Annotated in this window: 24 protein-coding genes; 11 read left to right on the forward strand and 13 right to left on the reverse strand. The window is 41.5% G+C overall.

Annotated elements, in window-relative coordinates; all coding sequences use genetic code 11:
• Positions 1–11: 11 nt before the first annotated feature.
• The 3 genes from BN3283_RS05815 to BN3283_RS05825 are packed head-to-tail and all read right to left on the reverse strand — an operon-like array spanning position 12 to position 3054.
• Entirely contained in the window at positions 12–1172 is a 1161-nt protein-coding gene (locus BN3283_RS05815; protein WP_059026055.1) for an ABC transporter permease, read from the reverse strand.
• Positions 1169–2395, reverse strand: a complete 1227-nt coding sequence (locus BN3283_RS05820; protein WP_059026056.1) for an ABC transporter permease — start codon at positions 2393–2395, stop codon at positions 1169–1171. Before BN3283_RS05820 ends, BN3283_RS05815 begins: the two co-directional genes overlap by 4 nt.
• Positions 2392–3054, reverse strand: a complete 663-nt coding sequence (locus BN3283_RS05825) for an ABC transporter ATP-binding protein (RefSeq protein ID WP_059027186.1) — start codon at positions 3052–3054, stop codon at positions 2392–2394. The genes BN3283_RS05820 and BN3283_RS05825 overlap by 4 nt, the downstream gene beginning before the upstream one ends.
• A gap of 144 nt (positions 3055–3198) precedes the next feature.
• On the opposite strand from BN3283_RS05825, the gene BN3283_RS05830 reads away from it, so the two are divergent.
• Both BN3283_RS05830 and BN3283_RS05835 read left to right on the forward strand, forming a co-directional pair.
• Positions 3199–4437, forward strand: coding sequence for a sensor histidine kinase (locus BN3283_RS05830; protein WP_059026057.1), 1239 nt, complete (start codon positions 3199–3201; stop codon positions 4435–4437).
• Between the two features lie 91 nt (positions 4438–4528).
• Entirely contained in the window at positions 4529–5224 is a 696-nt protein-coding gene (locus BN3283_RS05835; RefSeq protein WP_059026058.1) for a response regulator transcription factor, read from the forward strand.
• On the opposite strand, the gene BN3283_RS05840 is transcribed toward BN3283_RS05835, so the two are convergent.
• Together BN3283_RS05840 and BN3283_RS05845 are read right to left on the reverse strand one after the other, a co-directional pair.
• On the reverse strand, positions 5218–5487 hold the full coding sequence (locus BN3283_RS05840) for a hypothetical protein (protein ID WP_059026059.1): 270 nt from the start codon (positions 5485–5487) through the stop codon (positions 5218–5220). The genes BN3283_RS05835 and BN3283_RS05840 overlap by 7 nt on opposite strands.
• An 11-nt stretch (positions 5488–5498) precedes the next feature.
• A complete protein-coding gene (locus tag BN3283_RS05845) occupies positions 5499–7742 on the reverse strand; it encodes a transglycosylase domain-containing protein (protein ID WP_286137557.1) in 2244 nt (747 codons plus the stop codon).
• A 306-nt stretch (positions 7743–8048) separates the two neighbouring features.
• On the opposite strand from BN3283_RS05845, the gene BN3283_RS05850 reads away from it, so the two are divergent.
• Both BN3283_RS05850 and BN3283_RS05855 read left to right on the forward strand, forming a co-directional pair.
• Positions 8049–8621, forward strand: coding sequence for an adenylate kinase (locus tag BN3283_RS05850; protein WP_041503818.1), 573 nt, complete (start codon positions 8049–8051; stop codon positions 8619–8621).
• 269 nt (positions 8622–8890) lie between these two features.
• Positions 8891–9928 carry a hypothetical protein gene (locus BN3283_RS05855; RefSeq protein ID WP_052634698.1) on the forward strand — a complete coding sequence of 346 codons (1038 nt, stop codon included), beginning with the start codon at positions 8891–8893 and terminating at the stop codon, positions 9926–9928.
• 57 nt (positions 9929–9985) lie between these two features.
• Here the strand turns inward: BN3283_RS05855 and BN3283_RS05860 are convergent, their stop codons facing one another.
• Complete coding sequence (locus BN3283_RS05860) at positions 9986–11083, reverse strand: MFS transporter (protein ID WP_059026061.1); 1098 nt, start codon at positions 11081–11083, stop codon at positions 9986–9988.
• Between the two features lie 291 nt (positions 11084–11374).
• Here BN3283_RS05860 and BN3283_RS05865 point away from each other — a divergent pair, with 291 nt between their 5' ends.
• Positions 11375–12283, forward strand: a complete 909-nt coding sequence (locus tag BN3283_RS05865) for a phosphate acyltransferase (RefSeq protein ID WP_041503815.1) — start codon at positions 11375–11377, stop codon at positions 12281–12283.
• Positions 12284–12362: 79 nt separating this feature from the next.
• Here the strand turns inward: BN3283_RS05865 and BN3283_RS05870 are convergent, their stop codons facing one another.
• Entirely contained in the window at positions 12363–12800 is a 438-nt protein-coding gene (locus tag BN3283_RS05870) for a peptidylprolyl isomerase (RefSeq protein ID WP_041503814.1), read from the reverse strand.
• Positions 12801–12967: 167 nt separating this feature from the next.
• Here BN3283_RS05870 and BN3283_RS05875 point away from each other — a divergent pair, with 167 nt between their 5' ends.
• The 5 genes from BN3283_RS05875 (at position 12968) to uvrA (ending at position 18462) form a co-directional block, all read left to right on the forward strand.
• Entirely contained in the window at positions 12968–14224 is a 1257-nt protein-coding gene (locus tag BN3283_RS05875; protein WP_059026062.1) for a 4Fe-4S binding protein, read from the forward strand.
• A 100-nt stretch (positions 14225–14324) separates the two neighbouring features.
• A complete protein-coding gene (gene rpmB / locus BN3283_RS05880; RefSeq protein WP_041503812.1) occupies positions 14325–14567 on the forward strand; it encodes a 50S ribosomal protein L28 in 243 nt (80 codons plus the stop codon).
• An 11-nt stretch (positions 14568–14578) separates the two neighbouring features.
• Positions 14579–14767 (forward strand): 50S ribosomal protein L33, encoded by a 189-nt coding sequence (gene rpmG / locus BN3283_RS05885; protein WP_041503811.1) that lies wholly within the window; start codon positions 14579–14581, stop codon positions 14765–14767.
• A 6-nt stretch (positions 14768–14773) separates the two neighbouring features.
• Positions 14774–14926, forward strand: coding sequence for a DUF4295 domain-containing protein (locus tag BN3283_RS14280; RefSeq protein WP_082027486.1), 153 nt, complete (start codon positions 14774–14776; stop codon positions 14924–14926).
• A 695-nt stretch (positions 14927–15621) separates the two neighbouring features.
• Positions 15622–18462, forward strand: a complete 2841-nt coding sequence (uvrA, locus tag BN3283_RS05890) for an excinuclease ABC subunit UvrA (RefSeq protein WP_041505016.1) — start codon at positions 15622–15624, stop codon at positions 18460–18462.
• Positions 18463–18573: 111 nt separating this feature from the next.
• On the opposite strand, the gene BN3283_RS05895 is transcribed toward uvrA, so the two are convergent.
• Entirely contained in the window at positions 18574–18834 is a 261-nt protein-coding gene (locus tag BN3283_RS05895) for a hypothetical protein (protein WP_041503810.1), read from the reverse strand.
• Positions 18835–19189: 355 nt separating this feature from the next.
• On the opposite strand from BN3283_RS05895, the gene BN3283_RS05905 reads away from it, so the two are divergent.
• Positions 19190–19702, forward strand: a complete 513-nt coding sequence (locus BN3283_RS05905) for a GNAT family N-acetyltransferase (RefSeq protein ID WP_059026064.1) — start codon at positions 19190–19192, stop codon at positions 19700–19702.
• Positions 19703–19738: 36 nt separating this feature from the next.
• Here BN3283_RS05905 and BN3283_RS05910 read toward each other — a convergent pair whose 3' ends face one another.
• The 5 genes from BN3283_RS05910 to metF all read right to left on the reverse strand — a co-directional run bounded on the left by BN3283_RS05910 (position 19739) and on the right by metF (position 24463).
• Positions 19739–20506 carry a TIGR03915 family putative DNA repair protein gene (locus BN3283_RS05910; protein ID WP_059026065.1) on the reverse strand — a complete coding sequence of 256 codons (768 nt, stop codon included), beginning with the start codon at positions 20504–20506 and terminating at the stop codon, positions 19739–19741.
• A gap of 3 nt (positions 20507–20509) precedes the next feature.
• Positions 20510–21769 (reverse strand): putative DNA modification/repair radical SAM protein, encoded by a 1260-nt coding sequence (locus tag BN3283_RS05915; protein ID WP_059026066.1) that lies wholly within the window; start codon positions 21767–21769, stop codon positions 20510–20512.
• Positions 21770–21987: 218 nt separating this feature from the next.
• Positions 21988–22590 (reverse strand): SagB/ThcOx family dehydrogenase, encoded by a 603-nt coding sequence (locus BN3283_RS05920; RefSeq protein WP_147625643.1) that lies wholly within the window; start codon positions 22588–22590, stop codon positions 21988–21990.
• A 52-nt stretch (positions 22591–22642) separates the two neighbouring features.
• On the reverse strand, positions 22643–23410 hold the full coding sequence (locus tag BN3283_RS05925; protein ID WP_286137558.1) for a sulfite exporter TauE/SafE family protein: 768 nt from the start codon (positions 23408–23410) through the stop codon (positions 22643–22645).
• Positions 23411–23509: 99 nt separating this feature from the next.
• A complete protein-coding gene (gene metF / locus BN3283_RS05930) occupies positions 23510–24463 on the reverse strand; it encodes a methylenetetrahydrofolate reductase [NAD(P)H] (protein WP_059026068.1) in 954 nt (317 codons plus the stop codon).
• Positions 24464–24480: the final 17 nt, after the last annotated feature.

A 24480-nucleotide genomic window follows, 5' to 3' on the forward strand; every position in this document is an offset into this window, starting at 1 on the left:
ATCAGATGTTGTTATTCATAGTGTAAGGTTTCAGCGGGATTTATTTGGCTCACCGTATAGGCCGGATACCAAGCACTGAATAGGGCAAACGTTAACATGATGCATACCGTGATTCCCATGGTGAACAAATTGCCCGGGGTAAAATCCGAGATATAACAGAAGAGGATTAAACCGGGTAACATAGCCAAGCAAGTGATAACCAAGCTTTCCATGATTACGAGATAGATCATTCGGAAACGAGTGGATCCTATCGCCATGCGTAGTGCGTATTCGGATTTTCGTTTTCGGGAATGGACCCAAAACAGGCCGAAAGTGCCGATAAAGGCAAAGACCAAAAGAAAAAGGGTCGGAATAGCCTGTAACGAGACCGATATGATCGTTTCTAATATTTCACCTATTTTCCATTGTTCGATCCGGTCTATTGTCGGGGTGTCAAGAGGATCTGGAAACTCTTTCCGAAACTCTTTATATAAATCCTGAACGTATGTATCGATATCGCTATCTATGATTTTAACATCGAATCCGCCAAAGCTTGCATCTTGTTTATCGTTTATCGGTAAAACGATTGTAGGGGTCGAAGGGGTGAATGGATTGTTTTTAATCCCGGAAATGACTCCTGTGACGGTATAGGTATAGTTACCGTACTGGATTTTTTTCCCGATAGGATGCTTTAAACCTGACTCTTCCAAGAATTGCCGGCTAACGATCAAAGGTAGGCTTCCGTCTTCCGGAATATTACCGGAAAACCATTCTCCTTCTTCTATTTGAGGCTGATAGACGGCCAGGCCGTTTTTGTCGGACCTATAGATTTTGGTGAGTATTTTGCGATTGTCCACGACGACAGAGTCTCTCTTTGTGAATTGTCCTCCGTTTAAATAGGGGGTTAAATCTCCGTATGATATGATACTGGAGGGATATTTTTGTCTCATCTTCGAAACAAGACTTTGTATCTTTTCGCCCACCTCCTCGGGAGAGTGATTGTTTGTGTTGTTCAACCAAAAGATAATGGTATTTTCCGTATTTAAGTTTCCGGGAGATAAGTAGAGACGGACTTTCTCGCTAAAAGAAAGAATACAGATAGTCAGGATGATAAAAACTAAAACCTGTTCGATGAAAATTCCCGTGTAGTGCTTTCTTTGATTCCAGATTAATTTAAGGATATGTGCGATCATTTTTTACCTCCTTTCAGCGTTTCCGCTATATTACGTTGTGCAACCATATAAGCCGGCAAGCCTCCGGCAAGAAAACTAAAGACGATGGACAAGGGTAATACTTGAAATAGAACGATGCTTATATTCAATTCAGGAAACAGAATGCTTCCTTCACAGACGAAAGCCGTCAACAAAGTGCTGTTGATTGCATTGAAAATAGGGTATACGATCAATACTCCCCATAGTGTTCCCGTTAACACGAGAAGAATATTTTCAGTCATGATTTGTAGGAAAGCAGACATTTTTCCGGCGCCCATGGCTCTTCTGATACCGATTTCTTCCGAGCGGTTTGCCGTATTGGCGATGTTAAGGGTAATGATGTTTACGGCCGGAATAACCAATAAAAGAAGAATCATGAGGTAAAGCTCATAATCCATGCCTGTTATGCCTTTACTGTTTGTTCTACCGTTTAGTACCGTGTTAAAATCTTCGGGGTAGATTTCGATTTCCCGGTTTCGTTCTTTATTATAGGCAATAAAAGCGTTGGCCATGTTTTTACGCATTTGGGATTCCGGCATCTCCCGCGGAAACATGATGTAAAGGTCATAAGATCGGGTTCTGTTTGGCCAAAAATGGTTGAATGTATAAGGAGCCCAGATCGTGGCGACCGGGTTCACGACGATGAAAGAGAAATCTTTCACAACTCCGATGACTTTGTAAGTTATCCCTTGTGCTTCCATCGTTTGATTTAGGGCAGAACCGTTTTTGAAATAGAGTTTGGCGCAACTCTCGGTAATGACTGCCACGGGAGTCTGGAGTTCTTTTTCCGTGAAAGGACGTCCTTCTATGAATTGAAATTGATAAATGTTCCAAAAATCATGATTCACATAGTTTATATAGTTTGATTTTAACTGGTCGTTGATCAGAAGATTCAACGGCTGTCCCTGAATAAAAGAATACGTCTCGTACCCCTTCACGTGTTTCATGATATTCGGGATCTCTTCTTTCGTGAAATATCCCAAGTATCGACCTTGATGATCTTTTTTCCAGCAGGAGACCATGACGGTACGATCGACATTGACACCCGGAGGCGTGTTATTGAGAAAGGTATTTCCGAATTGCAATATGATCGTTACAAAAATAAAAGTTAGTGCCGTACCTAATATGCAAAATAAGGCATAGACCTTGTTTTGTCCTATATTATAGAGTGCCGACTTCAGGTATAGGGTTATTTTCTTTTTCATATGATTTTACCGTCGGAGAATTGAACAATGCGATTGGTTTTTTGAGCGATCTTTTCATCGTGGGTAACCATAACGATAGTCATCCCGTCCTTGTTTAATTGTGTAAGTATATCTATGATTTCAGCCCCCATTTTACTGTCGAGATTGCCCGTGGGTTCATCGGCAAGTAAAATTTCCGGTCCGCCGATCAGTGCTCTTGCGATGGCAACCCGTTGACATTGTCCTCCGGATAGTTGGGTAGGGAAATGTTTTAACCGATGGGATAACCCGACTTTTTCCAATACTTCCATGGCCTTTTTTCGTCTTTCCGAAGAGGTCGTACCGTTTCGGTAAAGTAAGGGAAGTTCGACGTTATCCAACACATTCAGAGCTTGGATCAGATGGAAATTTTGAAAAACAAATCCCAACTTTCGGTTTCTGAGTTTCGCTTTCACCTTATCGGATAGCCCTGTCGTTTCCACCTTTTCAATCAGCAATTGACCGCGGGTAGGATTATCAAGTAAACCGATAATATTCAATAACGTACTCTTACCGCAACCGGAAGGTCCCATAATGGAAACGAACTCCCCTTTTTCAATGGAAAGATTCACGTTTTCGAGGGCTTGCGTTTCGACCTCTTTGGTCCTGTAAATTTTATTAATATCGACGAGAGTGATCATAACCTCATTTTTTGTGTATTTATTATTCTTTATCTTTGTCCCGGGAGAGATATTGATTATCTCCGGTACAAATGTGCGGTATTTTTTCGGATAGTCCGGTAAAACAATATAGTAAGAGTGTAGTAAATTTTTAAAAAGGGTAGGATGGTTATTAAAAAATTGTTCGGAACGATAGGTGGAATCGTACTCGTTATGTTGCTTCTGCTTATGGTAAATCAAATTATTATTTGTCACCGTTTGTATCGGGCCGAAAGACTGCATTGGGGGGGAGAAGTAACGGATATTCTGACGAAAAATATAGATTCGCTCGTTTGTGTTATTAATAAACAACTTTCTACTGAAGCTTGTCGTTATTCGGAGCAGACGGAGGCAACGTTTTTTTTCTCTTCTTTGGATCGTTTGGTAAGAGAAGAATTGCCGGAAAATTTGAAGGGAGTGGAATTTTATTATGTGGCTAAAAAATTAACGGGAGAGCTGACATCATTTTTTCCCGATGAGAAAAAGAATACGGCGAATAAGGTAGCTACTCCTGTTTTTTTATCAAAAGAGGGGGAGGTATTTACGATCTATTTCGATCTGCCTTTGTCTCTGTTTTGGGAGCGCTCTTGGCAACAATTGGGAAGTATTTTTATTACGTTTTTATTATTGTTGTTTCTTTTGGCTGGAATTGTTTATCTGAATCGACGGCAAAGAAAATTGGTTTCTTTGCAGGAGGGAATGATGCAACAGATTGTTCATGACTTTAATACTCCTTTGAATAGCGTGAGTACCTTACTTGAGTTACTTCGGGAAAATACGAAAGGGATTGTTTCGGAAGGGGAACGGAAAAAATACGACCTTATGGAGTCGGAAATGAACAATATGCGACGAGCCAGTACCTCTTTATTAAGTTCTTTGAGTCAGATTTGCGATACCGATATCGAAAAGAAAATGTTCGATTTGAGGGAGGGAATCTCTTTGTTGATCGAGGAGCAACAATGGGCGAACAGGAATAAGAAGGAGGTACGTATGGAGTTGGATTATCGTATACCCGTTCCTATGATTTACGCTTCCCCCGTTCATCTGTTTTGTGTCATTCGGAATCTTTTGGATAATGCGGTAAAATATTCGGATGGAATCGTCGATGTTACTGTACAATGTTATGTGAAAGGCAATGGAATCGTGATCGCCGTTTCGGATAAGGGAAAGGGAATACCTAAAAAATGGCAGAAAAAAGTGTTCATGAAGTATTACCGAGGGGAGGATCGCAAAAGACGGGTAAAGGGTTTTGGTTTAGGATTGGCTTATGTGAAGAAAATCGTGAAAGCACATGGGGGAAAAGTGGGGTTGGAGAGTACACCGGGAGAGGGATCCGTGTTCAGTATTTATTTGAATGAATGGTAAATAAGCAATTGTAGTAAGATTGTAGTAATTTCACTTCTTATAAAAAAGAATTTCTATTTTTGTCAGGAATATTCTGTTTAAATGGAAAATTATGGAGAAGAGATGGAGAATGTTGTACGCGGAAGATGATTTGGTAGCGGCCGTTGCTTATACCGAGGTTTTTGAAAAAGCGGGATTTGAAATACATATGGTTCGGGATGGGGATGAAGCTTGGGAGGTTTATCTGAGTGCGGGTTGGGATATTTTGGTGTTGGATATGGACTTACCCGGCAAAGACGGGTACGAGTTGATTAAATTGATTCGAGAAAGGGGTGATGTCGTACCTATTGTTATTTTGAGCTCCTTAAATCATTATAATGCGTTGTACGAAGGGGCAGATGAATATTTGGTGAAAGGAATGCGCGTGGAAGAGATCTGGGCCAGGTTGAATAAGACTATCGAACATGCCAGGCATAAAAAATCATCGAAAGAATTAAGTATATGTGCCATTTCGTCCCGGACGACCTTTGACCATATGACTCGTCTGTTGTCCATATCCGGAAAGGAGTATAAATTAAAGGCCACCGAGAGTCGGGTATTGCGTTTACTCTCTATGCGTTTGAACGAATTATGCCCTAAACAGGAGATGTGTGAGAATATTTGGGGGGTACATAACGACACCAAAGAGCGGGAGTTGGCACGCTATATTTCAACGTTAAGGAAAATTCTTTCTGTCGATTCTTTTGTTGCGATAGAGAACGATTATGCTGACGGTTACCGTTTGACAGTTAAGGAAAAACGTCATTGACGTCTTCTGAACCGACCGACTAAAGCGTAGATCCTCCACCATAGGTAAGCGATAAGGAGTACCGTGAGGGAGTAATTAACCCACGCGTTTACGCGTATATAGCGATTGAACATGTAGAATACGCCTTTTACCGTATTCCAAGGATTGATTCCGGTCCAGCTGAAACGTATGTCGGCCGGAAAGGTAATCATGGATATGATACTAAAAGCGATAATCAAAACCAGGAGAGCGATAAGAGTGGTTATTTTATTTTTGTTCTTCATGGGACGGGGGATTAATTCTTATTTTTCTTTTTAAACAAATTGCCGATGCGTCGGAAAAATCCTTTTTTCTCCTTTTGGGGCGTAACCGTATCGTTTCTTTTTATTTTTTCAATTTTTTGATTGGCAATCCTTTCCAAGATGTTCATGTGATCTTTGAATATAGGCTTTTCCAGTTCTTCTTTTTTATACAATACGGGCATGGGAAAACTCGTTTTTTCCCAATAGGCATATGTATTGCTCTTCAGACATTTTTGCATGAACAAGCCGAAAATGGGCAGAGCCATATTCGCTCCCTGGCCTAACGCGATAGAATTGAAGTGAATTTGGGCGTTGTTGGCACCGACCCGGATACCCACGACAATCCGCGGATTGTAACCGATAAACCATCCGTCCGCTTGATTTTGAGTCGTACCTGTTTTTCCGGCGATCGCCATGCTTAATCCGTAGTTTGTAATTAGTCTTCTTCCCGTTCCTTCCCGTATGACGTCCGAAAGCATATAGGACATCAACCGGGCTTCCTCTGCCGATATGACTTCTTCCTTTTCCGGTTCGGGGGCTTTGTAAATAAGACGTCCTTCGCGGTCTTTGATCTCTTGTAAATAGTAGGGAGTGACTCGTGTCCCGTTGTTCGCGTAACATATATAAGGCAAAATCATTTCGTTAAGCGGGATATTCGCTGTTCCGAGTGCAATGGATGGGACGGCGGGAAGATCACTTGTTATACCGAGCCGGCGGGCATGCCGGATGGTATTCTCCATACCTGTTTGTAGCAGAACTTCAACGGCAATGGTATTGATGGATTGGCTCAGTGCTCCTTTTAACGTGTAGAAACCTCCGTATTCATTATTGGAGTTACGGGGTGTCCAATTGTCGTAGGCCGGGTAACTTTTTTGTTCGTTTTTATAGTAAGCGTCTATTTGTGCCCCCTGATGGACGGCTGCGCTATATACGACCGGTTTGAAAACGGAACCTACCTGCCGTGGGGCGAGTACCTGATCATACTGGAAATACTTAAAGTTCAATCCTCCTATCCATACTTTGATTTTGCCGCTTCGCGGTTCTACGGCGATGACTCCCGGATGCAGAAATTTTAAATAATGTTTTATGGAATCGATCGGCGAGATCTCCATCTTCGTTTCACCCTGGTATGTACTGTAAATAATCGTGGGTCTCTTTTTACCCATCTCTTTTAAAATCTCCTTTTCAGATAATCCCTGTTGTTGGAGGGATTGATATATTTCGCTTTGTCGGATGGCATTGTCCAGCACCGATTTATCTTTGTACCAGGGCTCTTGCTTTCCCCAATGGGTATAAAAATCATTTTGAAGGTTTTTCATATGTTGCAGAACGGCTTCTTCGGCGTAACGTTGCATCTCCGCGTCTAACGTGGTCGTGATTGTTAAACCGTCCTTGTAAAGATCGTAAGAGGTTCCGTATGTCTCGTTGTATTTTTTGATGATTTGAGCCGCGTCTTGTCTGATACGCTCCCGTAAATAGGGGGCAGGTCCGGAATAATGGTTAATGGGTCTGTATTCCAGTTCCAATTTTTCTTTCTTAAGATTATTTCCTTCTTCTTCAGTAAGATAATCGTATTTAACCATCTGGTTGATCACCGTGTTGCGGCGTTGTAATGCTCTTTCGGGATGGAGACGGGGATTGTAGTAAGAGGGTCCCTTTAACATCCCGATCAATGTTGCGGCTTCCGGGAGCGTTAGATGCATTGCTGTTGTTGAAAAGTATTTTTGAGCGGCACTTTCAATACCGAAAGTATCCTCTCCGAAAGAGACGGTGTTCAAATAAAGAGTCAGTATTTCGTCTTTTGAATACAATTTTTCCAGGCGATGAGCCGTAATAATCTCTTTGACTTTGATGACGGGAAGCATAAAACGGCTTTTGGAGTCTCTCGGGAATAGGTTTTTGGCTAATTGTTGACTGAGGGTGCTGCCCCCGCCCGAGCTGCGGTCTCCCAATAGCAGAGTTTTGACGACGACCCTTAACATGCTGATTTTATCAAAACCGTGATGTTCGTAAAAACGAACATCTTCCGTGGCAATCAGTGCATTGATCGCATACGGGGATATGCTGTCAAACATGATATTCGTTCGGTTTTCGATGTAGTATTTGCCTAATAACTCTCCGTCGTCGCTATATAACGACGAAGCTTCGTAATTTCGGATTGCTCGTAAGTCCCGGTAATCCGGAATCTTTCCCCACGTTCCGAAATAGACGCAACAGATAAATAAAGCTAATAACATTCCGCAAAATAGAAAGGCAAGAAAAATATTTTTGAGGAAACGAGCTGAATTGCTTTTCTTTCTTTTGGGTGGCGTTGTTTTGCGCTTTACTTTTTGGGGGCTCATATCTCTTTATTTTTGCGAACAAAATTACGAAAAAAAAGCTATCTGCAAGGTAGTTTGCAGTGGTAAATGTTTTGTTTTGTCATTACTGTTTTGTTTAGAAATTAATACTAAAATATTTCCGAAATCGTGTTCGGTAATTTAGATTAAAGTATACCTTTGTACACGGTAAATTATGTTGTAATCAATTAATATATTAATATCATGTTAAATATTGCTTTGTTTGGCCCTCCGGGTGCAGGTAAAGGAACTCAGGCAAAAAAGATGGTGGAGAAATACAATTTGGCCCATCTTTCGACGGGGGATATGATCCGTAAAGAGATCGCCGCTGGCTCGGAATTCGGTAAAATGGCTGCCGGAATTATTAATAAGGGAGAGTTGTTATCCGATGAGTTTGTGGTAGCGTTGATCGAGAATAGCATTGCTCATATTGATGGAGTGAACGGATTCTTGTTCGATGGTTTCCCTCGTACGGTAGCGCAAGCTGAGATTTTGGACGAAATGTTGGTTAAGACGGGGCACCCTTTGAATGCATTGATCAGCATAGAAGTGCCTCACGATGAGTTAATGCGTCGGATGCTGGAAAGGGCGAAGATTGAGGGACGTGCCGATGATAACGAGACGGTAATTGAAAATCGTTTCAGGGAATATCAGGCAAAGACGCTACCCGTTGCGGATCATTACAAAGCATTGAAAAAATGTTATTCCGTAGATGGTCACGGCACCGTCGAGGATGTGTTTAAATCATTGACGGAAATCATTGAAAAAATAAAATAGAGAAAAAAGATTTTCTTGTAAATCGACCGTAAATTCATTTTACGGTCGATTTTTTTTCGTTCCTATGGTAAATCAGGTCGTTGGAAATAAATAGTTATATCATTTTTTATGAAAAAATGATAATTCTTATGGTAAGAAGTACCTCTGTGAAAATAAATTTAATTACCTTTGTATTTGTATAAATTTATGCTATATAGGATATAAAAGGATTTCTTTGTGTGAAAATCTTTTTGTCAAAATCAGAATTTATTGTTTTAACGGCTAAATCTATGAAGAAGAATTTATTCTTACTATGCTTGATGATACTATCGATATCCTGTATTAAGGAAAAAAATATGGGGTCTAAAACTTCTCCCCAAGATATTGATGTCAATCATTTTATTACGAGCGAATCTTATGAGGTTCCGGTTAGAGAGGGACATGTTACTGTGGTGAAGTGTTCTGGTGTGACGATTGCGGAAGCCAATACTCCGATGACAATATGGGTTCCTAAACAGTCTCGGGCTAAAACGGGCAGTATATCCACTTCTTTTGTACCTGATAACCAATATCCTAATTTTACCGAGAATAAATCCCAAATGTTTCAAGTGATTTGTTTCGAGGATTCCAAAAATGCGGATTATGATTATAACGATCTGGTGATTCATGTCCGCTACCAAACGAAAGGTTCTATTTTTGCTTTCGGTGTGCAACCGGTAGCACTCGGTTCAACGAAACCGATAAAGTTGGGATGTGTCGTGTATAAGGGTGAGAAGCAGGTGTTTAAAGGATTAATTACTCCCGTGGGGGCGGATTGTCGTTCTCAGTATTTCAAATCACAAGAAGGGTTCATCAATACGGTTGGAACGACGAGCAACCAAAAAGGGGAAAAAAATGGATATCTGGGGTCGACCATACGGAACTGGGATATATCTAAAATTGAAGGCAGTGGGCTTATGCGGGTTGAGTGGTATATTGAGGTGGATGGCGGTACGGAGTTGTATGCGATTTCGACCGATTATTTGAGTCAGTCATTTGATAAAAACGGATTACCTTACGGTTTGGTAATAACGACTACCGGAAGCGAATATACGGCGGAAGAAGGATATGTATGTGGTTACGATTGGTTTAATTATCCGAAGGAAGCTAAACATATTAAGGACGTTTATCCTGAGATATGGGTGTGGTTGACGACCGATAGTGTTTATGATTTTGCCAGTATTTACGATGGTCACAATCCGCCGAGGAATGCTTTTCCCGCGAGTGATCTGGGGTTATTTGAAGCCAAAAGTTTCGATATGACAGATGAAAAGTATAGAGTAAAATAGAAAGGAAGACGATAGAGAGAATACCTCCCCTGGAAAAATAAAAATTCCGGGGGATTTTTATTTTTTATAATACCCTTCAAGGATAAGAAAGGAGAGGCCTGGGATAAAGATAATGGCAGCGGTGATTTGTAGGGCCACGGAGAGAGAATAAGCATCGTTAAGCCATCCGACAAGTGGAGCTATGGCTGCAAATAGGAGACGAATTACAAAATTACGGATAGAGAGTACCGTTGCTCTCATTTCCGAGAAGGTGATTTGATTGATATACCCTTTCAGTATAGGGGTAGCGAATCCTCGTACGATGTAAAACGCGAAGAGAAAAACGAGGGCGGTATAATCGATACGCGATGAAACGGCTACATAGCCTCCCACGATGAAAAAGAGGATGAAAGCATACATTTTACGTGTTCCGATACACCTATTCAGTTGATCTGAATAGAGGGCCGCTATACCTACCGTGAGATTGAGTACCGTCCAGATAATTCCGAACCAAGAAGTCGGGGTTGCGAGTTCGATCAATAGGGGTTGAACAAACCAGGCCATGGTTAAAGTTGCCGCCCCGATGATTCCGGAGAACAGGATGTTGTAACAGAGTTGTCGATTCGTGAATAGGGAGTATCGTATGATTTTTGGAATGTTGGAAAGAGAGTTCGTGATTCTGGTTTTAGCGGCGTATTCGGTAAGAGAGAATGCCGCCGGAATCCCGATAAAAGCGACAAAAGATTGAGCGTAAAAAGGAAAGCGTAGGGAATAGGCTGCCAATAAGCCGCTGAATACACCCGCGAAGGCCTCCGAAAAATTGCCGATCATAGTCACTCGTCCTTCGTATTTCAAATAGGATTCTTCTTTTCTATAATGAATCATCGTGTCGTATAGCAGGGCCGAGTCCGCTCCCGATACGAGACTTTGGCCGAACCCAAGCATGACCTCAGCCATGAAAAAAGCTGAAAACGTATCGGAAAAAGAGTAGCAACTGAATCCGCCGAATCCTAAAATGGTACCTGCAATCAAACAGTTACGTCTTCCCCAAACATCCGCAAGGTAACCTGTCGGAATTTCCAAGGAGACCATAGCGATTGAATAGATGCTTTTAAGAGTAAAAATATCCGTCATATCCAAACCGCAATCCTTGTAAAACAGCACGATGACAGGCATGACAAGGGTAAACCATTTGGAGATTTTAATGAGATAAAGAGCGATTATATTTCGTTCGAACGACACGTTACGATACACTTCTTTTATTTCATCACAAAGGTATTTTTTTATTGTGAAATTTGAATTTGGGGGACGCAGAATTTAAAAAGAAAACTCCTGATTGTCGGGAAGCATTTCCGTATTTTCAATTTCTTATTAAAATGCTTCTTTTTGTTTCTGTTTCTCGTAAAAAGAGTTACTTTTGCTTCCAAATTAGAAAAATACATTCACAGAACTAAAATTTTATAAGTTATGGCAATAACTAAGATTGATGACATTTACGAATTATTGAAGGGTAATACCCGGAAAAAACGGTTGGTTGTAGCTTTTGCTAATGATAGCCACTCTATCGAAGCCGTTCATAAGGCAGTTGAAATGGGAATTGTTGAGGCTACGTTGTGTGGTGACGAAAACGAAATTAAAAAGGTATGTACAGAGCACGGATATGATATTTCACAATTTAAAATTGTTCACGAACCGGTAGATACGAAAGCAGCAGCCTTGGCCGTAAAGATGGTGCGGGATAAGGAAGCTGATATTATCATGAAGGGGCTGGTAAGTACGGATAAGTATATGCGTGCTATCCTTAACAAAGATTGTGGATTATTACCTCCGAAGGCAACGTTGTCTCACGTGGCAGTTATGGAGTGTCCGAATTATCATAAGCTATTGATCGCGAGTGATGCCGCTATTATACCGGCTCCGGATATGAATCAAAAATTGGCTATCGTGAAATATGTAAGTCAGATTGCCAATGCGTTAGGAATAGCTCGTCCGAAAGTAGCCTTGATTTCCGCTACCGAGCAGGTTTTGCCTAAGGTGGAATCGACGATGGATGCTGCCGTGATTGCAAAGATGGGAGAGAGGGGGCAATTAGGAAATATTGATATAGACGGACCTTTGGCATTGGATGTCGCTATCGATAAAGAGGCTGCTCAAATAAAGAAGATTACTTCTCCCGTAGCCGGAGAGGCCGATTGTTTGGTTTTCCCGAACATTGAGGCTGGTAATGTATTTTATAAAACCAACACTAAATTGGCAAATGCCCGTCAGGGAGCAATCTTGGTAGGTGCTACCGCCCCGAGCGTACTTTCATCCCGGGGAGATAGTGTGGATGCTAAATTGAATTCCATCGCTTTGGCTGCTATTTTTGCAAAATAAGTGAGGTGCTGATCGATATAAGTAAATAGCCGAAGTCTCTTACGAACTTCGGCTATTTGATTTATTTAAAAACAACTAACTATTCCTCGATGATTACGATTTTAGTGATCACGTCTCGGGGACGAATGGCATCGATCACCTCCAATCCCTCGTACACTTTCCCGAAACAGGTATGTTTTCTATCCAGGTGTGCGGTATTTTGGCGGTTGCAACAGATAAAAAATTGAGATCCGCCGGTGTCCCGTCCTGCATGGGCCATGGATAAAACTCCCCGGTCGTGGTATTGATTATCCCCATCAAGTTCACATTTAATCGTGTACCCCGGTCCTCCGGCACCCGTACCGTCCGGACATCCTCCTTGAATGACAAAATTAGGAATTACCCGATGGAATGTCAGTCCGTCGTAAAACCCGGATTTGGCCAGTTTCACAAAATTGGCAACTGTATTCGGGGCATCTTTTTCATAAAAACGAACTTTCATAACTCCTTTTTCTGTGTGTATTTCTGCTCTGTACATACGTAATTAAGTTTGATTTTTCATGACAAAAGTAGAGGAATAAAAAGAGGCTCGCAAATCTATTTCGGTATTTAACTCTTAGAATGGCATCTTATCGAATTTTGATTTTTACCGGGAAAAACGGAATAGAAAATTAGTTATTTTTGCGACGAAAAGTAAGTTGAATTATGGAAGTGAGAAGAAATATTGAAGTTTTTGTGGCGAAATTACCCCGGATTATTTTATTGTGTGTGGTGCTGTTTTTAATTTCTCGCAATTTTAAGGAAGAAAAAAAAATAAATAACGGTTCGAGAGAAGAGAAACAAGAGATTAGGATTCCGGAAGATTCCATACGAAAATATTTTCCTCGTTATACGGGATTGGAACGAATCTCCCCGGTGGAATACGATGTAAAAGAGGGAGAGAAAGAAGTGGGGAAACTAATATTGACCACGCCCGTTGCGGATGATCTGATCGGCTATGCCGGCCCGGTACCTCTATTTTTGGCGGTATCCGACGAAGGTATCGTATCGGGATTGACTTTATTGGAGAATAATGAATCCCGAGGTTTTGTAAGACGTTTGGAGAAAAGAGGTTTTTTTGATAGTTGGAATGGGAAGCGGATAGAAGAGGTAGGAAAAATGGAGGTTGAAGCCGTTAGTGGTGCGACCTTAACCAGTGAGGCCGTTCGAATGGGGGTCAAGAGAGCCGTGGGAGAATATTTGAATGAACAGGATCATCGTGGAAATGACAACGTGTTGACTTTATTGCGTCACGTGTTAGGAGGAGTGGTCGTACTCTTTGCTATCGTCAGTTTGTTTCGGGGAGCAAGCATGAAAAAATACAGATCGGCTTTACAAGTTGCGTCTATTTTAATACTTGGTTTTTGGAGCGGTAGTTTTATATCTTTGGAACTGTTATACGGTTGGTTGTTGAATGGAATCCCGTGGGGGGTACGCGTGTTGCTGCCGGTAATTGCGTTGTTAGCGGTGATATGCCCGCTATTTTTTAATCGCTCTTATTACTGTGCTTATCTATGTCCTTTCGGGGCTGCACAGGAATTAATGGGGAAGGTACGGAGAAAAAAGATAACCTTCGGGAGAAGAGTGAAAAAGGTTTTGAAATATACCCGGATCACATTCTTTTTGGGAATTATGGGCTTATTGTTGTGGGGTATTTCGTTGGATTTAACCTCTCTTGAACCGTTTTCTGCTTTTCTGGTATCGGTGGCATCAGGAGGAATGATCGCTTTTGCGCTGACTTGTCTGTTAATTTCAGTCTTCATTAGCCGTCCTTGGTGTAACTATTTTTGTCCTACGGGGGAATTTTTGGATATTTTAAGGCGAACTCCGGGAAAAGAAGAGGGGAAACAACGAAGGGAGACGTGGCAGGAATGGTTGTCTGTCACTGTTTTCTTGCTTCTTTTATGGTTTATATTAAGCTAAGAAAAAAAATAGAAACTTTTTTATCGAAACATTTGATAGTTTGAATAAAAAGTGCGTTATTTGCATCCTGTTTGGAAAGCGTTTATAAAAATATTGAGAGATGTCAAGAATTTGTCAAATAACCGGAAAAAAGGCGATGGTTGGTAACCATGTATCTCACTCTAAAAGAAGAGTTAAGAGAACATTCGCGATCAACTTGTTTCAGAGAAATTTTTATTGGCCGGAAGAGGATAGATGGATACGTTTAAATGTATCTGCTGCCGGATTGCGCCTGATCAACAAGAAAGGCTTGAGCCATTGTTTGAGAGAGGCTACTGCCAATGGTTTAATTAAGAACGTATAAAATTAAAAGAAATGGCAAAGAAAAGCAAAGGTAACAGAATACAGGTGATTCTGGAGTGTACCGAGCAGAAAGAATCCGGGGTTCCGGGAATGTCTCGTTATATCACTACCAAGAATAGAAAAAACACCACCGAGAGATTGGAATTACGTAAGTACAATCCCTATTTGAAAAGAGTAACTTTACACAGAGAAATAAAATAATAGACTATGGCAAAGAAGGTTGTTGCAACATTAAAGACAGGAGATGGTCGGGGATTTGCAAAAGTTATCAAAATGGTAAAGTCTCCCAAAACCGGTGCGTACACGTTCAAAGAACAAATGGTTCCTAATGAACAAGTAAAAGATTTTTTAAAGAAATAAATCTTTGTGATTAATATATAAAAAAGAGCATTCGTAAGAATGCTCTTTTTTGTTGACGGAATGAAATGGCTTGTCTGTGTTTTTTATGAAAAAATTGTGAAATCAATTTGAGGTATAAACATAATACTTTTAAAGAGAAATATTTGGTGTTTATAATCAGTTAGTTATTGGTCGGTAAGAAAAAAAAGAGTGTTTTTCTTCATTTTTTTCCCTTGAAGCTGTAACCTTTAATGCTTCGATTCCGTTAAAGACGGTATATTAGATGATGATATAAGACTTATGATTTATTTTTAGCTGTTATTAGATTGAATCATCTAGCATAAGAGAGGGGATAGCTTTGACGGAGGTTTAAGCTGATTTTCCGATTGAGTTCTTGAAAATACTGAAATATATACCACGGGACACCACGCACACACACCACACACACAGACGCACGCACACACACATACAACATCTTTTCGTCAGTCCCATTATATTTCATTTCGAGAGGAAACGGAAAATCCCTCCCATTTTTTTATTTCCCATAAATATAGAAATCTTCCATTTATTTACGATTAAGCGGTCAAAAAACATTGCGATCGGCTGATTCATTTAAAATTTACAATCTACATTTAGAATTGTCAATTATCACTTATTCTTTTCCTTTTTCAATTGTTTCCTGTATTTTTGTAAGTTATTTATATTGGAGAGCAAGTATGGGATATAAAGAAGAAGGCGAGAATATAGTTATATACGGAGCGCGGGAACATAATTTGAAGAATATAGATGTAGTGATTCCCCGTAATAAATTGACGGTAGTGACGGGCTTGAGTGGGAGTGGCAAGTCTTCCTTGGCTTTTGATACGATATACGCGGAGGGACAACGACGTTACCTGGAAACTTTTTCTGCCTATGCCCGTCGTTTTTTGGGCGGGATGGAACGTCCCGATGTAGATAAGATAACGGGATTGAGTCCGGTTATCTCTATCGAACAAAAGACAACCAACAAGAATCCCCGCTCTACTGTGGGGACGACTACTGAAATATACGACTTCTTCCGGTTGTTATTTGCCCGGGCGGGAGTAGCTTATTCTTATGCCACCGGTAGTAAGATGGTAAAATATACGGATGAGCGGATTTTAGAGTTGTTGCAGCAGGATTTTGCCGGAAAAAGAATTCTTTTATTGGCTCCGGTGGTAAAGGGGCGTAAAGGACACTACAAAGAACTATTCGAGAATTTAAGGAAAAAGGGATTTATTTCTGCACGAGTGGACGGGAAGATTATGGAGATTCTTCCTGGAATGAGTGTGGACCGTTATAAAATTCATGATATCGAGATCGTTGTCGATAAAATCGTTATGCAGGATGTCGACTTGAAGCGCCTGAAGGCTTCCGTGGCGACAGCAATGAAAAATGGAAAAGGAGTCATGACGGTGAAGGACAATGAAAGTGACGAATTAAAATATTATAGTCGTCATTTAATGTGTCCTGACACGGGAATTTCTTATAAAGATCCGGCTCCCCACACGTTTTCTTTTAATTCTCCTCATGGTGCTTGTAAAAAGTGCAAAGGCTTGGGGTACATTAATTCTGTTGCGATAGAGAAGATTATTCCTGATGATTCGTTGTCTATCTATGCCGGGGGAATATTGCCCTTGGGAAAATATAAAGGATCTTTGATTTTTTATCAAATCGATACGATTTTAAAAAAACATGGTGCGGATATAAAACAACCGATTCGCGAGCTTCCAGAGGAGGCTTTGACTGATATATTGTACGGTTATCCGGGACAGTTCCGTTTGGAAAATACGGAAATCGGAGTCTCTTCCAATTTTTTAACCACCTACGAGGGTATTTTAAAATACGTCACGATACAGGAGGAGAATGCCACCTCTAAAAAAGCAAATAAATGGGCAGAGCAGTTTATTTCGGTAACGACTTGTGATGTTTGTAACGGTCAGCGTTTAAACCAGGAGGCTTTGCATTTTTATATAGGTGGGAAGAATATATCGGAGTTGGCCAATATGGAATTGGATGATTTGTACGTTTGGGTATGTAATGTTGAACAACATCTGGAATTAAAACAGAAACAGATTGCCGGAGAGATATTGAAGGAGATACGGACTCGTTTGAAATTTATGTTGGATGTCGGTTTGGAATATCTTTCTTTAAACCGTCAGTCGATGACTCTTTCCGGAGGTGAGTCCCAGCGTATTCGATTGGCCACACAGATCGGATCTCAGCTGGTAAATGTACTTTATATTTTGGACGAGCCCAGTATCGGCTTGCATCAGAAAGATAACAGGAAATTGATTCGTTCTTTGCAAGAGCTGCGGGATGCGGGAAATTCGGTGATCGTGGTGGAACATGACAAAGAGATGATGGAAAATGCCGATTATATTGTGGATTTGGGACCTAAAGCCGGTAGAAAAGGGGGGGAGATTATGGCGATAGGTACATTCGATGATATTAGGAGAAGCAGTAGCCTCACGGCTCAGTATCTAAAGGGTATTAGAGAGATTACCGTACCGTCTGAACGTCGGCAGGGAAACGGGAAAAAGATCAGTCTGAAAGGGTGTACCGGAAATAATTTAAAGAATGTGGATGTCGATTTCCCTTTAGGGAAGCTGATCTGCGTTACCGGGGTAAGCGGTAGCGGAAAGTCCTCTTTGGTGAACGGAACACTTCATCCCATTTTGAGTGCTTATTTTTATCATTCGTTAGCAGAGCCTTTGCCTTATCGTGCTATTGATGGCATAGAGAATATAGATAAAGTCGTGGTGGTAGACCAAAGTCCGTTAGGAAAAAGCCCCCGATCTAATCCGGCGACCTACACGGGTATTTTCACCGATATCCGTAAAATATTCGAAAAATTGCCGGAGTCTCAAATCCGGGGATATACGGCGGGCCGCTTCTCGTTTAACGTGAGTGGTGGGCGTTGTGAAGCTTGCAAGGGTGCCGGGGTAAAAACGATAGAGATGAATTTTTTACCGGATGTTTACGTGCATTGTGATGAATGCGATGGAAAACGGTATAATAAGGAGACTTTAGAGGTTCGTTATAAAGGGAAGTCTATCGGGGATGTATTGAATATGACCATCAATATGGCGGTGGAATTTTTTGAGAATTTGCCTCATTTGCAGGCCAAATTGAAGGTATTGCAGGATGTCGGTTTGGGATATGTTCAGATCGGACAACCTTGTACTACGTTAAGCGGTGGTGAATCGCAACGAATAAAATTAGCGGCGGAGCTGTCTAAAAAGGAGACGGGAAATACGTTGTATATATTGGATGAGCCTACGACTGGCCTGCATTTTGAGGATGTAAATATTTTGTTGGGAGTATTGCAGAAATTAGTGGATAAAGGAAATACCGTGATTGTGATCGAGCATAATCTCGATGTAATAAAGGTTGCCGATTATTTGATCGATATGGGGCCCGGCGGGGGAAAAAACGGGGGGGAAGTGGTGGTTACGGGGACCCCGGAAGAGGTGGCTTTAAGCCCGGACTCCGTGACAGCTCCTTTTTTGCGGAAAGAACTACATAGTAAGGAATGACTGTTATAAATGAAAAGATTCTGTGATTCCGGATTTCTTGATAGGAGGATTATTTCTAATAACTTAATAGTTATGTAATTGAATCACAGATTCTTATCCTGTTTTGTAGATTCAATATTTGGGGTTTACGATTAAATCAAGGGTAAAATCCTTCATATAACGATTTAATTCATCTTCGGCTTTTTCAAGCGAATCAACTCCCCATCCGGGTTGTGTATAGTCGTGGTCTCCGTATTTTTTGTACCAGTGACTCAATATAACACCGTAATGGTTTTCGTCTCGTTTTAAAATCTTGGCTTTGATTTTATGGGTAAGGTCTTCCACCGTATATTCGAATTCCTTTATTACCTCGGCTTTTTCTATCTTAAGCATAATTCTTGTTTTATTTAGGTGATCCGTAATTTTTTATTTATCGGTCTTTGTATGATCGCTTTGATAAAATATACGCTTTGGAACTTTTAAACGTTTCGTTTTGTTTGTTTATTTTCAAGCGGAATGAAAATTATTCTCCGATACGAAGCTTATTATTTAAAAAGTCATATATATTTGTATTTCAATGGGGGATTGACGATCTGGTAGAAGGAGCTTTTAAAACGGCAAGCTTGTCCGACGAAGATAAACAGGATCTGTTGACCCGTCATTAGGTTGTCGTTCTAAAATAGGTAGGCTTACGGGTTAATTCCTTGGCGGTAAAGAATATAAATGGAAAAATCAGTCGGATGCAGACATGAAGAGTTATGAATTAAGGCCTTGGAGATTATCCGATTGCCAGTCGCTGGCCGAATATGCCGATAACATACGTGTATGGAATAATTTGCGGGATGGTTTTCCATCCCCTTACACGGAGGAGGATGCCCGGGAGTATATTGAAAGTACTTTATCGAAGGGGTGCGTGCAGGATTTTGCTATTGTCATTGACGGGAAGGCTATTGGCGGTATCGGTTTTATTCCGCAGAGTGATGTGGAGCGATACAGTGCGGAGATCGGATATTGGTTGGGAGAGCCTTACTGGGGGCAAGGAATAATGAGCGGGATCGTATTCCGGTTCGTGGAGTATATTTTCACAACAACGGAGTTGGTGCGCCTATATGCTCCCGTTTTCGATTATAACACGGCCTCCCGGAGGGTATTGGAAAAGTGTGGTTTTCGATTGGTGGGAATTATGCGTAAAGCGGTTCGGAAAAATGACCGATGGGCGGATATGTGTTGTTACGAGATTCTTAAGTCTTCGGAAAAGTAAGCCCGAAAGGACGGTTCCCGGTACGGAACGAGTGATTTAGGATTGTTTTTCAGGAAGATATCTCCAGAAACGGGCAGGTAGATTCCTACGATGTAGCTTGGGATTCGATCGTTCTTTAATCGTGATCGATTGAAAGTACTCCCTCCATAGACGTTGGAACAGTTTTTCGTCCCGGTCCATTGATTTTTCATCCAGTATTCCTGTGATCAGATGATTTTCTTTGGTATCGAAACGTACTTCGGTAACAGTAGTTAAATCATAATAGTAACCGTATTCTCTTTTCAGATCGTAGATCAGCCATCTTTGATCGGAGAAACGGTTTTGTAGATGTTTTAGGGTCAACGAGAGTACATTGTAAAGCGGTTTTAGTGCGGCAAAGAAAGTGCCGTCAGCGGCTTTTTGAAATCGTAAAAATTGAATGACCCGGAGACGTTCGTTGTTTACTTTTTTGGCATTTTGGGTTATTTGCAATACATCCGGGTCTCCGAAGTTTAATTCGATGGAAACGGGAGCATCGATTGTTTTACGTATGTAGCGGAATAGTAAAAGATCGATTTCCGGTATTTCGGACAGCCAGTTCATGACTAATGTCGAAAGGGCGGGGGCCGAGAGTTTTTTTAGGAGGGCGTTCCATACCCGGTTACTTCTTTTCTCATCGGTAACGACAGTATAGGTCTCGTCGTAAAACAGGGGTAGGGATTCGACTTCTCCTTTTAGCATATCGGGGAACGAATGTCTGCTGTAGGCATCGAATATGGCGGTAAGAAGGCCTTCGAATGTTTTATCGTATATATAAATAACCATCGTTTAATACTGAAAGGGGATTACCAGTTGGCGATCGTCTATTTTACGGTTGGATGGCCGGGTTAAAATACGTCGTACGGTTTCGGGTTGCATTTCATGAATGGTCTGCATCGGTAATTCGTGGCAGGTGATAAAATATTGGGCCTTTTTCATCACGACTCCGATTTGTTTCAAGTGGGTGGCTCCCAGCCGGGAGTGGCGTCGTGCCGTGATAATCATTTGAGCCGATTTTACCCCTAAGCCGGGAACTCTAAGTAGCATTTCATAATCCGCCCGGTTGATGTCGACGGGAAATGCTTCCGGATGACGTAAGGCCCACGATAGTTTGGGATCAACTTCCAAATCCAGATCAGGGTATGCGTCGTTGACGATTTCGTTGACTGAAAAATGGTAAAAGCGAAGCAGCCAGTCGGCTTGATACAAACGGTTTTCCCGTACTAATGGAGGCTGTTTTAACATGGGAAGCCGATTGTCGTAACTGTTTACAGGGACATATCCCGAATAATATACTCTTTTCATCGTGGGACGTTGGTACAAGGCTGAGGAGAGATAAAGAATATCTTTGTCGCTATCGTTTGTTGCACCGATAATCATTTGCGTACTTTGTCCTGCCGGGGCGAAACGAGGCGCATGGCGAAACTTTTTTCGTTCTTCCGCGTGTTGGAGTACGCCTTGCTGGATATAGCGCATGGGAGTGAACACGCTTTGAAAGTCTTTTTCCGGAGCTATTATTTTCAGGCTCTCTTCTTTCGGAATTTCGATGTTTACGCTTAGCCTGTCGGCATATAGACCGGCTTCGTTTACCAATTCCCGACTGGCACCCGGTATGCTTTTCAGATGAATGTAACCGTTAAAGCGGTATTTTAGTCTCAGATCTTTGACGACTCTCACCAGGCGTTCCATGGTGTAATCGGGATTACGGACGACGCCCGAGCTGAGAAAAAGGCCTTCGATATAGTTTCTTCGGTAAAATTCTATCGTTAGATTCACAAGTTCCGTGACGGAGAAAGTGGCTCTTTTCAAGTCATTACTACGACGATTGATACAATAAGCGCAGTCGTACATGCATTTATTCGTAAGCATGATTTTCAGTAGAGAGATACAGCGTCCGTCCTCGGCAAAACTATGGCATATCCCCCAACCTTCGGCACTTCCGATCTCGCCTTTTTTGTGCGATCGGGAGGTCCCGCTGGATGCGCAGGATACATCGTATTTGGCAGATTCTGCCAATATTTTCAGTTTCTCGAGCACGTTTTCCTCCATATAATAACGGTTTTTTTCTTCGTTTGATCTTTTACAAAGATAAGTGCTTACCGTTATGTCGGTAGATAAAAAGGAAGAATTAACGTTAAAAAGAGATGAGAATTTAGGAATGCTACGGTTGAGGGATTAAGAGATTCAGTGATTAATGATTAGGTGACTTTGAATCCCGGGGACAAATCAATCATGTAATCACTAAATCTACAATCGTCAATCTACGATTATTTAGGGTATCCCACGGGGTTATTCATCAGAAGCAGTTGGTGCTCCTTTAAGTTGAGGATTTTTTTCAATTTATCTTTGTCCATGGAAGCCCGGGGAACCGTGACCAGCTTGTTGGCGGCACAGAATAGATTGATGTTTTGTGAAACGATGCCTGCATCCATAGCTGCCATTAACCGGATTTGTTCGTTATCGCCCATTCCGAAACGGGAAATATCCGATACCAGAACAAGAGAAACGGGAGCTTTCCGGACGAAATCCTGTTGTCCACCAACTGCGGAACGATGATCTCCTTCCGCTACGGGCTTTAAACTGTTTTTTTCCGCATCGTACAGGTAAATTCCCTCGGGAAGGCAAACATAAATATCGATGTCTTGTTTGTTAAGGGCCGATGGGGCTGTACGTTTTTTTGACTCTGCTCTGTTGATGCCGTTAGCGGCCCATAAAAGATCACTTAAATCCTGTATACTCAAAGACTTGTTTGAAAATTCCCTGACGGATTCCCGATCGTTTAAAGCTTGCATTAGACTTGTTCCCCTTGTTTTATTCGGGGCATTTAGTTTAATCTCTTTCATGTTTTGGGCGTTTAGCGTGATAGTCATGAATAAAATACCGATAAAAAAAAGATAATGTTTCATATTTTAGGGTTTTTAGTTAAGTAAAATAAAGCCGGACGGCTACGATAAGTAGAATCACAAGTAGAAAATATCGAATGTATTTCGCTCCCCATTTTATGCTGAAACGAACTCCGATCCAAGCTCCGAGCATATTTCCACAAGCGAGTATCAGTCCTGTTTTTAGATCGACCAATCCGTAATAGAAGAAAATACCCAAAGCAATGATGGTATAAAAAAGAACGATGAATAATTTGATCGCGTTGGCTTTTAACAGATCATAACCGCATCCTAATACCAATCCTGCCAATAGAAAAAAGCCTATTCCTATTTGAATAAAGCCTCCGTATATTCCAATGATGAAGAACACGATATGGCGTAGCCAGGGATTTTTTACTTTCGCCCGCTCCGCGTTGGCTTTTACCCAAGAGTTGGGATCCAACCATAGCATAAAAAACATAACGATCAATAGCCCGGCAATTACTTTGCGGAATATCTCCTCGTTGATATCCACGGCAATGAAAGCTCCTACAATGCTACCGAGAGCCACGGGCAATAAAAGTTTGGAGTCGGTTTTAAAGTCGAGAATTTTTTTTTGTTTGAAGCTACCCACGGATACTATGTTTTGCAATAAAATAGCGACACGGTTTGTCGCGTTGGCCACATTGGCCGGCAGTCCGATGAAAATTAAGAAGGGAACCACTAACATGGAACCTCCCCCGGCGAAGGTGTTGATAAATCCTGCTGCCGTACCGAGTAAAATAGTAATCAAAGCTTCCGTCAGACTCATGATCATAGTATTTGCCATACAAAGTTAGGATTTTCCGGGGAAAAGAATTAATAATTCGAGGGTATTATCAGATAGGTTTGAATCTAAAGAGAAATCGAAAGTTTTATTCGAACGGTATTAAAAGACCCGTTTGACAATTTCTTGAATATTGTCCGATTTTCCCATGGTATAGTAGTGTACCGCCGGTGCTCCTTGTCGGATCAGTTCCAGGCTTTGGGCAATACACCATTCGATACCTACCCGGTAGACCTCTTTATTCGAACGACATCGCCGGATGGCTCGTTCTAACTCTTCCGGAATATCGAGATTGAAAGAGCGGGGGAGGTTTTCCAAGTGTTTAAAGGAGGAGATCGGCTTTAGTCCCGGGATAATGGGCACCGAGATGCCGATAGCCCGGCATTTTTCGACAAAAGAGAAATAGTTGTCGTTATCGAAAAACATTTGCGTAACAATGTAATCCGCTCCAGCGTCTACTTTTCGCTTGAGGTTTTCGATATCACTGACCGGATTAGGTGCTTCGTAATGTTTTTCAGGATAGCCTGCCACACCGATGCAAAAATTGGTGGGGACGGCATCGGTAAGCGTGTCGTCCAGGTATTTCCCTTGATTCATCCTTGCGATTTGTTCTACCAGTTCGCAACTGTATTTATGTCCGTCTTCTTCGGGAGTAAAATAGCGTTGTCCGGAAACAGGATCTCCCCGTAGAGCCATAACATTTTCAATATCGAGAAAATTTAAATCGATCAAATCGTTCTCGATCGAATGACGGGTAGCTCCCCCGCATACGATATGAGGGACGACTTCCACGGGATAGCGTTTCATAATGGCCGCGGATAAAGCAACTGATCCCGGGCGTTTGGTGACTGTTACCTTCACGATGGAACCGTCGGCTCGTTCCCGGTATTCTTGCTCGTCCCGGTGAAAGGTTATGTTGATAAAAGGTGGAGCGAATTTTATCAATGGTTCAATGGCTTCGTATATTCGGTGTATGTCTCCGCCTCTGAGAGGAGGTACCAGTTCAAAAGAAAATATCGGGCGGTCCGATTTCCTGAGTATATCAATGACTTTCATGGTCGTATTATTTAAGG

The sequence above is a fragment of the Gabonibacter massiliensis genome, from assembly GCA_001487125.1.
Classification (GTDB): Bacteria; Bacteroidota; Bacteroidia; order Bacteroidales; family Marinifilaceae; genus Gabonibacter; species Gabonibacter massiliensis.